This is a genomic window from Aliiglaciecola aliphaticivorans, assembly GCF_054782055.1.
Window position 1 is genome coordinate 1 of the sequence record NZ_BAAGTF010000042.1, and the last position, 10,640, is coordinate 10,640.

The following is a 10,640-nucleotide window of genomic DNA, read 5'->3' on the forward strand; positions in this document are numbered from 1 at the left end:
ACCGCTGATCAGTTAGCATTAGTCTCGGCATGGTATTGAGTTGTTAGTTTATTTTTGGCGAAACAAATTATAACTCTTTACCATGCCGCTCAAAAACCAATCACGAAAGATCAACAGGCCCTAGTAACAAGGATCGTATTTAGGTAACAAATATCCATTGCTGCCATACAAAGAACGATAAATACTCAACACGCTCTTTCTGGCATTTTCCTCCTCATCGATTTTAACCGTTCTAATTTGATGTTTTCTATATTCAATGGCAGCCCTATTAAGTAGGGGGAATGTTAAAGGTTTAAACTTTTCGGTGTAAAGCCCTTTTATTAGCCCAACAAAAAGGTCAGCATCGTTTTCCATCTCGGCTTTAATAATGGCATAACCCAATGTTCCCATATCCGAGATTACATAATAATGTTCTCTAATCTTTTTATAAGGGGCCATCTTTGGAGAAGAACTGTTAGTGGCAATTAACTTGTTTAGGTTAGAAATGACTCTAGAAGCATTGTCTTTGTATTGTTTAATTAATTCCAAGGTATTGCTTTTATTCATATTTGAAGAATGGTCTGCATAATTAAACTGCATGTCTTGTGACAAGCTTTTCGCGTACAACCCGTAATACAAATTACAAACTTGGTTTGATTTTGCATCGTTTGAGTAAAAAAGCGTTAATAAAATAACTAAACAACTAGTAAAACCTGTGAGCTTAAAAATATTCATCATTGGGCCCTCCATGTGCTTAACTCTAGGGTTTAGTTAATTTTGCCAATATGTTTACATCTGGTCAATATTTAATCTTGAGTTTGAGCAGGGGATTTCATGCGCATTGCTTTTGAGGATTTAGTAAATTATTAAATATAAGGGATTAATTTACCTAAATGTAAAAGAGTTGAGGCTAATAAATCTTAGAATTATAAAAGCGAATGTTGTTATTCAAATTGGTCATTTGAATTTTGAAAAATAGTCATTTAATTTAGGTAAAATGATAAACCTGACTCAAATGGATTTAGTATGTCAAATAAGGATTTAGGCACACTTGCTTCTTCAAGACGAGAACTTACTTTCATACGTTACTTAGCAGCATTAGGGGCCTTTGTTGGGGCAAATATTGGCTATGAATTTTATCAAGACAGTGGAGATTTACTGCCAATTTTAGCCGGTGTGTTAATTGGGGCAATAGTCGGTGCAATTTGTGCTAAAGCCCTAAGCATAGCCATTCAAATCGCTATAATGTTTATTATCGTTTTGTATTATGCCAATCGGTTTTTTAATATTCTGTCTTTTTTAACGTCTTAAGCTTTGATCCCTTCCTCCATGTCTATTTCAATAGCAAAAAAGCATAAAAAAACCCTGTTAATCACCGTTTTAAGCGGCTTTGGCAGGGTTTTCGTCGTTCGTCGAACGTAAATTTGGTGGAGCTGGCGGGACTTGAACCCGCGTCCAGAAAGCTTCAACCGTCGGTACTACATGCTTATTTTGTCTTTTATTTAACTATTTTGGACTCCGACAAACAGGATTCCTAGTAGCTGTTCCGATACTATTTCGCGGTTCAACCTCGGACAAGTTTCCCTCGCTATTCTATTAGTATGACCTTCCAAACCTTCACGAATAGAAGACGGCTGAAGTGGAAGGGCCTATACAGGTTATTAAGCTGCTAGTGCGTAGTTTTCGTCGTTTGCGACTATTTTTTTGCGGCTGTTTAAAGAGGCAAACCGCACCTCTGCATGCACCTAAGGCATCCCGATTCCTGTCGAATCCAAAATCAGCCCCGATGTAGTACTTTTTCAAGTAGCAGATAGGATAACACATCCTTCTATAAAACAATATGTGGGGATAATAAATTTTGTTTCAAGTGGTTGGGTTTTAATCGTTTATGAGTATTCAACATAGTTTAGACGTTTTATTGTGCAACTTGACTTAGAAAAAGGAGAATATAAGTGCATTTATTTAGCGTCAGCTTACTGAAAATCGGTTTTTGACAACCTAGGGGGGCTAAATGATAAAATTTGTTAATCCAGACTCGAAAGGGGAGTGACCCTTGTAGGGGCTAATTATTTTGGGTTAGTTGTTGTGCAAATAACTATGCTGATTTGATTAAGTCATGGTTAACTATTGCATACTAAGAAGAGTTTAATGACGAACGACATATTTGCAGCTTTTTCGCTGCCCAGTGGTAAAACCTTAAAAAATAGATTGGTAAAAGGGGCAATGGAAGAGAATTTGGCAAATGCCAAGCAATTGCCCGATGAAACCCTGTTTAATTTGTATCAAAAATGGGCGGAAGGGGGCGTAGGTCTCATTATTACTGGTAATGTTATGGTCGATGCTATGGCCATGACAGGCCCAGGGGGAATGGCTTTAGAAGAAGATACGGATTTAGCTCCATTTGCGACTTTGGCGCAAAAAGCAAAACGTAATAATACGCGAGTTTGGATGCAAATTAATCATCCAGGACGACAGGTATTTAAAAAAATGGGGGGCAAAGTCTTGTCACCGTCGAATGTGGCCCTTGATCTTGGCAAGCATTCTAAGCTATTTGGTCAACCTAAGGCGATGACTGAAGAGGAAATTCAAGATGTCATTCAACGCTTTACCGCAACTGCACTGTTGGCCGAAAAAGCGGGGTTTGATGGCGTTGAAGTGCATGCAGCTCACGGCTATTTACTCGCGCAATTCTTATCACCTTTAGTTAATCAGCGCACTGATCAGTGGGGCGGAAGCCTGCAAAATCGCGCCCGTTTATTACTCGAGATCATCACTGCGATAAGAAAGTCTTGTGCTAAGGACTTTAGCGTGGCAGTGAAGCTTAATTCCGCTGATTTTCAACGTGGTGGTTTTGATGTTGACGATGCCTTAGCCGTTGTGAAAATGCTTGAACCCCTGCACGTCGATGTGGTTGAACTTTCAGGTGGAAGTTATGAAGCGCCTGCGATGCAAGGGCATACTGCAGATGATAGAACACTAGCAAGGGAAGCGTATTTTCTTGAATTTGCCAGCAAAATTGCTCAACAAAGCCACATTCCCATCATGACGACAGGGGGGATTAAACGCTTACCCGTTGCTCAAAAGGTGTTGGAGTCTGGTGCTGATTTAGTGGGAATGGCCACAGCACTCGCCTACAACCCTGATTTACCGAATCATTGGCAACAAGTGCCCGGAATGGTCAGCATGACACCGCAAGTGGGATGGAAAGATAAAACCTTAAGTGGCATGGCTAATATGGCGTTGGTGAAACGACAACTGCGACGGCTCGGCAAGGGTAAGCCAGTAAAACTCAATGCATCTGCGTTTATTAGTGTCGTGCTAGATCAAATTTTAGCGGCTAAATTAACTAAGCGTTACCGACGCAATATGCCACATACAACTAAGTGATAGTGGCTTTTAGCAATTAATTTACTACGTCAATCCTTCGGCTTGTAAACTAGCCTAGCCCAATTACATGAAATGGGCTAGTTAGCCAAGCATAGCGTTAAGCGCTATGTTTCATCATACGTTCTTTTTGCCTTGCCCAATCGCGATCTTTTACTGTATCTCGCTTATCATGGGCGTCTTTACCTTTGGCTAAATGTATTTCTACTTTTACCCAACACTGCTTCCAATACATAGCTGTGGCGATAATAGAGTAGCCTTGTCGTTCTCTTGCGCCCATTAATCGGTCAATTTCACGGCGGTGAATAAGTAACTTTTTCTGACGATCGGGATCACACACAACATGGCTAGAAGCCTGATTTAATGGAGTAATCTTACAGCCTTGCAAATAAGCTTCGCCATTGTGAATATTCACAAAGCTATCTGTCAGGTTAACTTTTCCAGCACGAATACCTTTCACTTCCCAGCCTTGTAGTTCTATACCTGCTTCGATTTTATCTTGCAGGTGATAGTCATGACGGGCTTTCTTGTTTAAAGCTATGGTGTTGCTTTTATTTGATTTAGCGTTCTTTTTCTTCATAGTGGCGAATTATATCAGGCCGATTTAATTTGTCTGTAGATGATTTAAAAAATAGTTGTATTTACATGGATGAACTATGCAATTTGATAATTCGTGGTAAACTTCCTCGAGAAATTGCAAGGTTATTAAGAGGAAAGTGGATGGCAAGTGTTCATCGCAGTGCGCTAGTAGGATTCAGTGCCGAATCGATGTTTGATTTAGTCAATGACGTAGCGTCATATCCTGAATTTTTGCCAGGTTGCGCTGAAACGAAAGTGCTTGAACATGACAAGGATTCAATGAAAGCGGCTGTGTTGATTGCCAAAGCGGGTGTAAAACAATGGTTTACCACGTTGAATGCCTTAGATAGGGGCAAAACCATTGAAATGAACCTTATTGAAGGGCCTTTTTCCCATCTAAGTGGGGGCTGGTCATTTACCGCATTAGCCGAGGATGCGTGCAAAATAGAATTGAAGCTGGATTTTGCATTTTCGAGTCGTCTAGCGGAAATGGCGTTTGGCAAAGTATTTAATACCCTGGCTACCAATATGGTCAATGCTTTTACAGCCAGAGCGAAAGAGGTGTATTTATGAGTGATTCGCAAATCACAGTCGAGGTGGTTTACGGTATACCTAAAGAGCAAGCGTTGATTAGTGTAACTATCGAAAAGGGCAAAACGGCAGAACAAGCAATTCAGGCGTCCGGTATTTTACGGCGCTTTCCAGAAATTGATTTATCAAAATTGAAAATTGGTATTTGGAATCGCACATGTAAGCTCTCCGAAGTACCTAAGGAGGGGGATAGAATTGAAATTTACCGTCCCCTCATAGCAGATCCAAAAGAAGTACGTCGGATCAGAGCGGAAAAAGCAAAACTAGAAGGGCGAGCTGATAAAGTTACAGGTGGAAGAGTTAAATCTTAGTGCCCCATAGGAATTAGATAGTTTGTGCAATCTAAGCGCCTCTTCCCGTTATCTTAAAAGCGAAGCCTGTCGAAAATATTGATGAATGTAGAACCTGTATTCATTGGATTAAACAAACCTTGTGTAAATTTGAATTCTATTTGGTCATGAATTCGATTTAGCAACGACATGAAAAGAATATAATAATGGCAATTCAGTGGTATCCAGGGCACATGCATAAAGCCCAAAAAGAGATAAAAGATGTTCTACCCAGTGTGGATCTGGTGATTGAAGTACTTGATGCTCGAATTCCTTATTCAAGCGAAAATCCCGCGATTAAACACTTAAGAGGTGAAAAGCCTTGTATCAAAGTGTTAAGTAAAACAGATTTAGCCGATCCTGAACTCACTCTGAAATGGCAAGAATATTTAGAGCAAGAAAAAGGTGTTAAGACATTTCCAACTACTACGGAGCAACCGGCGAAAATTAAACAAATTGTAGATCTGTGCCGCAAAATGCTGCCTGAAAAAGATGCTGGAATCAAATCCATCAATACCATGATAGTGGGTATTCCTAATGTGGGAAAATCGACCTTAATTAACACCTTAGCTGATAGAATTATTGCACAAACGGGCAATGTTCCAGCAGTGACTAAAACCCAGCAACGGATAAACTTGGGAAGTGGTATCGTGTTGTTAGATACCCCGGGGATTCTTTGGCCCAAAATTGAAAATGAGAACAGTAGTTATCGTTTGGCTGCGTCAGGTGCAATTAAAGACACGGCCATGGATTACGAAGACGTTGGCTTTTATGCGGCAGACTACCTCATTAAATACTATCCTGAGCTGATGAAGGAAAGATTTGGTTTAGATACCATACCCGATACGGAAATTGAGTTTTTAGAGGCCGCAGCAAGTAAACGTGGCGCTTTGCGAGCAGGAGGACGGGTTAATTTACATAAAATCTGTGAAGTGCTTATTAATGAGCTTCGTTCAGGTAGATTGGGCCGAATCACATTAGAAACTCCAACTATGGTGATTCAGGAAGAGAAACTTGTGGCGCAATTGGCTGCTCAAAAAATTGCTGAGAAAGAAGCGAAAAAACAGCGTTTTAAAGACGGCTCAGCAACACCAAATAAGCGTGATTCAAAAGCCATGAAAATGGAAGGGAAAACGAAAAGTAAACGACGAAAACGTTGATAGTTATTTCCCAAATTATTCAAAATAATCAAATATTTAGGTAAAATAATTGCGCATCTTGAGTTTGTGGAATAAATTAGACGGAGCTTAATTTTGTTCTATACTTAATGAATATTCATTGAGTAGATGATATTGATGGCAGACTTTATTGAGCTTAACACCAAGAAGCTTTTAGAAAACGCTCACATAGGCGTTGTGATCCATCGCTGGGACACTTCTATTATTTATGCAAACCCAACGTCTTTACGCTTATTAAGATTAAACTACAAACAAATCATCGGCAAAAGTTCTAAAGATCCTCAGTGGCGTTTTATCGATGAGTCTGGTAAAAAATTGTTGATTGAAGATTATCCAGTTAACAAAGTTAAACGAACCAAAAAACGTCTTAAAAACGAAGTGCTTGGCGTGTTAGACAGCTCGGCAGATACTATTAGTTGGTTTTTTATTAACGCTTATTTTGAAGGTGAACCCGATAGTCCCGAAACCTTTATTGTCGTAACTTTTACTGATATTTCAGACTCGAAACAATTATTTTCCTTTCAAGCCATTGTTGAAAATACTCAAGATATGGTGGTGGTTACTGAAGCGTCGGAAATTGACTATCCATTAAGTCCTAGGATCATCTATGTCAATAAAGCGTTTGAGAAGATGACCGGTTATAAGAAAGAAGATGTTATCGGTGAAACGCCGAGAATTTTGCAAGGCGCATTAACAGATAAACAAACTACAGATCGCATACATCAAAAGCTCGAGAATTTTCAGGAAGTGAGCGAAACACTCCTTAATTATGATGCTAATGGCAGACCTTACTGGATTGATATGAATATCATTCCTTTAAAAAATAAATATGGTCAAGTTACTCATTTTGCTGCCATAGAACGCGATATTTCAGAACGGAAGTTTCATCTAGAACAATTAGAAAACAAACATAATGAATTCAAAAAGTTAAAGACAGAGCTAGAAAATCTAATTGATAAAAGAACCAAAGAGCTTCAAACCGCCAACGCTAAACTGGAAAAGATTGCCTATTACGACCCCTTAACGAATATTCCCAATCGACGTTTTTTTATTGACCATGCCCACCGGCTGATTAAATCCTGCCTCAGACGAGACTCGTTAGTCGCTTTTGGTTTATTAGATATTGATGATTTTAAAGTGTTTAATGATACTTATGGCCATGATGCAGGTGATATTGTGTTGGTTGAAATCGCCAAATATTTAAACGGCTTCTTTCGGGTAGATGACGCTTTTTGTCGATACGGAGGTGAAGAGTTTGCCTTTGTTGCGGCAATTAAAGAAGCTGATGATGCATCCCGCTTGGCGGATAGGCTGTTAAATGGAATTCGCAATCTTAAGGTAACCCTTAACACTAGCACGCAAATTTCGGTGACCATCAGTATGGGAATACGAGTATCTCTGCCTTCTGAAGATCTTGATTTAGAAAAAGGTTTAAAAGATGCCGATATCACACTTTACCATTCCAAAGGAGAGGGCAAGAATCAAGTCAATATAACCTTTGATCACAAATGAATATTGGTTTGACGCAGTGTTCAATTTGCACGGTAAAGACATTGGCGTATTTTAAAAGTGGATTGGGAAAACAATGTTTAAATCCTCATATGCCCATGTTCTCTATAGGGGGAACTCAGCAAAGCGTGCTGAGTTTTGTTAAGCAATGGCAACCCCATTGTATTTTCGTAAGCTATCAGTTAAACAAGCGTTGATTCAGCAGGAGGTGTTTACCTCAAAGCTAGCCCTTAAATGAGCCTATTAGCTTAAAGTGGAATATGAAAATGGTAAACAGGTGTTTATAATTCACCATTAAGAGATTAATATTGATCACCAAACCTGTTGTTTTTAGGAATCCTGTGAACGAGACGATTTTATTTGCGAGACAACCTATTTTCGATAGAAGTTGTAAAATGGTCGCTAGTGAGATTTTATATCGTGGAGATATATTTAACTCTGATAGTGACGATAAAGATCTTATTGCTACTCGGGATTTATTAGTTAATGTGTGCACTTCTGTTTTCAACACTAATATAAATCTAGATCTCCCCATGTTAGTCAACGTTGATATGGGTTTTTTAGATTCAGACTACTTTTTCCCGATCCCCCCACATAATCTTATTTTCGAAATATTGGAAACCGTCGAACCTAGTGAGGATGTATTAAAACGAATTGCTGAACTAAGACGTTTGGGCTATCAATTTGCATTAGATGATTATGTACTCGAGCCATCTAAGTTTCCGTTTTTTAAACACATTAAAATATTAAAAATTGATATTCTAGATATCGACTTTAACAAATTAACTGCAATTTTTCCGAAATTAAAAAAAGTTGGTTTCCAGCTGTTGGCGGAAAAAGTAGAAGATCAAGAAAGCTTTGATAAATGTCTCGATTTAGGCTTCGATTTATTTCAAGGGTATTTTTTGGAAAAGCCAGTCTTAATTAGTGGCCAGAAAATTGATGCTAACAAAAATTCAGCGTTGCAATTAGTTTCTCAGTTAAGTCGGCATGATATTGAAACCGATGAAGTTGCTGAGTTGATCTCTCGGGATCCTGTGCTCACGGTTAAAATTTTAGCATTAATAAATTGCCCGATTTATCAACTGGTTAGAGAGGTTAAATCGGTTAAAGATGCGGTGGTAAGGCTTGGTTTAAATGTGGTAAAACAATGGGCAATGATCCTAACCCTTGCATCCAATTCATCCCAGCCCAAAGAGTTATTAAGAACGCTATTAATCAGAGCTAAAACCCTATCGTTGTTTTCTGATAATCCCCTTACCGGTGGCGTAAAAACAGATTCTTCAGAGAGTTTTTTGGTTGGTTTACTCTCAGGTATAGATGCGGTTTTTCAAGTTGAAATTAAAGATCTTTTAGATAGTTTAACCTTGAGTGATTCGATTAAGTCAGCCTTACTGTTTCATGATAATGATTTGGGTAAATTACTGCAAAATACCATTGGAATTGAGCGCCTAGACGACAAAGTGTTTGAACGGCTAACCAAACAAGAACTCGAACTCTTCAAGAAGTGTTATTCACAGGCGTTGACCTGGACTGATGAAGTCATGAATTATCTTGTTTAAGTGATCTTTTTGTGGATTAGCTGTTAAGCGATTTTAATCGTAACCTCGAGCAATAGAAGGGTTTTCGGACTGAACTCCGTCTTCTCGTTTTTTTGTAAATAGCATTCAATCTTTTCCGCCGTTGCTTGAATTGTCATATGTGTATTGTCTATATGGAAAGTTTCAACATTCGGAATATCAGTTGAAAAATCGAAGTCTCTGAGATACTTATCAAGGTATGCTTTCGATTGAATTTTGTTGGTGTTTTTACGACCTGGGTTGATTACTCTACTGACGTGTTCATCATAAGCACAAGATATTCGAATAAAATTAGGCGCAATGTGGTTGCGTTTCAATAATTCAAACAAGCCTTCAATGAAATAGTTACTTGCTAGATGCACATAGCAAAACGTAAAAACGACTCCATTTGTCTTTTTATCAATCATGGTTTGCAAGGCTTCAACACATATTTTGCGCTGAAATGCCTCAAAACCGTCATTACCGAAACCCACTGCCGCACAAGAAATGTCGAAGGCCAAATGTTGTGGAAATAATCGCCAGTAATTTCTTTTTGCCAACTCTCTGGCCACACTTTCTTTACCGACTCCAGATGCGCCGTATATCATTGTAAACTTCAACGTCTATCTGCTTTTTTAAATAGTATTGATAACCACAATGTAACTGTATATAAAAACAGTATCAAGTTGATTTCGTAATCTCGTCGATATTTTACCCAATGGGTTTAAACCAAAGCGTAATTTTCTTTGCCCCTTGGTGTCATGCAAACGAATATGTTTAGAATCGCAAGCCTAAGGCATCGCATAAAAACTTCTGAAAGGGCTGAGCTCTGCCATAGCGCCTAGCCACTTCCTCGCTTAAGTCTCCACCAAATAGAAATGTTTCAGGTAATGGACAAACAGCAATAAAGTCTTTGCGCTTTATTTCTTCAATCAATTGATGTTCGCCGTTGAAACCTTTAGGAGGGCGTTTCAATTTATCCCCTGAGAGTTCATAGATTTGTTTAAATGGCGCGTGCTGTATTGCGTCCTCGTACGAATCAGGTTTCAAGGCAATGTGTTCACGGATGGATTTCAATGCGTCGGGTTCTGGCCGCCAAGTGCCCACTGCAATAAATACATTTTCCGGTTCAATATGCAAATAAAAACCAGGAGCATGTACATTTTTGCCAATTTCATGACGAAATTGAATGCCTAGGTTAGTTTTGTAAGGGGATTTATCTTTGCTAAAGCGAACATCTCGGTAGGGGCGCATCATCGATCCTCCCACCTTTTTCGCTATTGCCTCATAGTGTGGAGAAATCATCTTAATCCAACTATCCATGCTGTCAATAAATTCAAGGGTAGGGGTACGAACTTTGTCTTCATACTCCTGCTTATGGTCGGCAAACCACTCTTTATTATTATTACTAAGGCCTGTTGATCTTTGCTGTACATATTTCACTCAGCAATACATCGGCAACCACATCATCGAAAATGCCAGTGAAACCATACTGGCATAATTCCTTGCTAACTTTTCATACCTCGTTGATA

General features: G+C 39.0%; 11 protein-coding genes, 1 other RNA gene and 1 pseudogene. 7 read left to right on the forward strand and 6 right to left on the reverse strand.

Going from position 1 to position 10,640, the window contains the following annotated elements; genetic code table 11:
* Window positions 1-120 precede the first annotated feature (120 nt).
* Complete coding sequence (locus ACYVIL_RS17695) at window positions 121-717, reverse strand: hypothetical protein (protein ID WP_460313828.1); 597 nt, start codon at window positions 715-717, stop codon at window positions 121-123.
* A 288-nt stretch (window positions 718-1,005) separates the two neighbouring features.
* Here ACYVIL_RS17695 and ACYVIL_RS17700 point away from each other — a divergent pair, with 288 nt between their 5' ends.
* Window positions 1,006-1,290: a hypothetical protein gene (locus ACYVIL_RS17700; RefSeq protein ID WP_460313830.1), complete on the forward strand. Its 285-nt coding sequence runs from the start codon at window positions 1,006-1,008 to the stop codon at window positions 1,288-1,290.
* Window positions 1,291-1,404: 114 nt separating this feature from the next.
* Here ACYVIL_RS17700 and ssrA read toward each other — a convergent pair.
* Window positions 1,405-1,764, reverse strand: a transfer-messenger RNA (tmRNA) gene (gene ssrA, locus ACYVIL_RS17705).
* A 363-nt stretch (window positions 1,765-2,127) separates the two neighbouring features.
* Between ssrA and ACYVIL_RS17710 the strand changes: the two genes are divergently transcribed.
* Window positions 2,128-3,366, forward strand: a complete 1,239-nt coding sequence (locus ACYVIL_RS17710; protein ID WP_460313832.1) for an NADH:flavin oxidoreductase/NADH oxidase family protein — start codon at window positions 2,128-2,130, stop codon at window positions 3,364-3,366.
* A gap of 97 nt (window positions 3,367-3,463) precedes the next feature.
* Here the strand turns inward: ACYVIL_RS17710 and smpB are convergent, their stop codons facing one another.
* Window positions 3,464-3,943: an SsrA-binding protein SmpB gene (gene smpB / locus ACYVIL_RS17715; protein WP_303473886.1), complete on the reverse strand. Its 480-nt coding sequence runs from the start codon at window positions 3,941-3,943 to the stop codon at window positions 3,464-3,466.
* 140 nt (window positions 3,944-4,083) lie between these two features.
* Between smpB and ACYVIL_RS17720 the strand changes: the two genes are divergently transcribed.
* From ACYVIL_RS17720 to ACYVIL_RS17740, 5 genes are all read left to right on the forward strand, one after another.
* A complete protein-coding gene (locus ACYVIL_RS17720) occupies window positions 4,084-4,515 on the forward strand; it encodes a type II toxin-antitoxin system RatA family toxin (protein ID WP_303473887.1) in 432 nt (143 codons plus the stop codon).
* Complete coding sequence (locus ACYVIL_RS17725; protein WP_303473888.1) at window positions 4,512-4,844, forward strand: RnfH family protein; 333 nt, start codon at window positions 4,512-4,514, stop codon at window positions 4,842-4,844. Before ACYVIL_RS17720 ends, ACYVIL_RS17725 begins: the two co-directional genes overlap by 4 nt.
* 185 nt (window positions 4,845-5,029) lie before the next feature.
* Complete coding sequence (ylqF, locus tag ACYVIL_RS17730; RefSeq protein WP_460313835.1) at window positions 5,030-6,022, forward strand: ribosome biogenesis GTPase YlqF; 993 nt, start codon at window positions 5,030-5,032, stop codon at window positions 6,020-6,022.
* A 135-nt stretch (window positions 6,023-6,157) separates the two neighbouring features.
* A complete protein-coding gene (locus tag ACYVIL_RS17735; RefSeq protein ID WP_303473890.1) occupies window positions 6,158-7,552 on the forward strand; it encodes a diguanylate cyclase in 1,395 nt (464 codons plus the stop codon).
* Window positions 7,553-7,890: 338 nt separating this feature from the next.
* Window positions 7,891-9,111: an EAL and HDOD domain-containing protein gene (locus tag ACYVIL_RS17740; protein WP_460313838.1), complete on the forward strand. Its 1,221-nt coding sequence runs from the start codon at window positions 7,891-7,893 to the stop codon at window positions 9,109-9,111.
* A gap of 23 nt (window positions 9,112-9,134) precedes the next feature.
* Here ACYVIL_RS17740 and ACYVIL_RS17745 read toward each other — a convergent pair whose 3' ends face one another.
* The 3 genes and pseudogenes from ACYVIL_RS17745 to ACYVIL_RS17755 form a co-directional block, all read right to left on the reverse strand.
* Window positions 9,135-9,728: an AAA family ATPase gene (locus ACYVIL_RS17745; protein WP_460313840.1), complete on the reverse strand. Its 594-nt coding sequence runs from the start codon at window positions 9,726-9,728 to the stop codon at window positions 9,135-9,137.
* Window positions 9,729-9,885: 157 nt separating this feature from the next.
* Window positions 9,886-10,551, reverse strand: coding sequence for a DUF2461 domain-containing protein (locus ACYVIL_RS17750; RefSeq protein WP_460313842.1), 666 nt, complete (start codon window positions 10,549-10,551; stop codon window positions 9,886-9,888).
* Window positions 10,552-10,640 (reverse strand): annotated as a pseudogene (locus tag ACYVIL_RS17755) (IS5/IS1182 family transposase); the annotation flags it as partial.

Coding starts and splice junctions, on each gene's coding strand:
- ACYVIL_RS17695 (WP_460313828.1), bottom strand. CDS start 717: ATGATGAATATTTTTAAGCTCACAGGTTTTACTAGTTGTTTAGTTATT.
- ACYVIL_RS17700 (WP_460313830.1), top strand. CDS start 1,006: ATGTCAAATAAGGATTTAGGCACACTTGCTTCTTCAAGACGAGAACTT.
- ACYVIL_RS17710 (WP_460313832.1), top strand. CDS start 2,128: ATGACGAACGACATATTTGCAGCTTTTTCGCTGCCCAGTGGTAAAACC.
- smpB (WP_303473886.1), bottom strand. CDS start 3,943: ATGAAGAAAAAGAACGCTAAATCAAATAAAAGCAACACCATAGCTTTA.
- ACYVIL_RS17720 (WP_303473887.1), top strand. CDS start 4,084: ATGGCAAGTGTTCATCGCAGTGCGCTAGTAGGATTCAGTGCCGAATCG.
- ACYVIL_RS17725 (WP_303473888.1), top strand. CDS start 4,512: ATGAGTGATTCGCAAATCACAGTCGAGGTGGTTTACGGTATACCTAAA.
- ylqF (WP_460313835.1), top strand. CDS start 5,030: ATGGCAATTCAGTGGTATCCAGGGCACATGCATAAAGCCCAAAAAGAG.
- ACYVIL_RS17735 (WP_303473890.1), top strand. CDS start 6,158: ATGGCAGACTTTATTGAGCTTAACACCAAGAAGCTTTTAGAAAACGCT.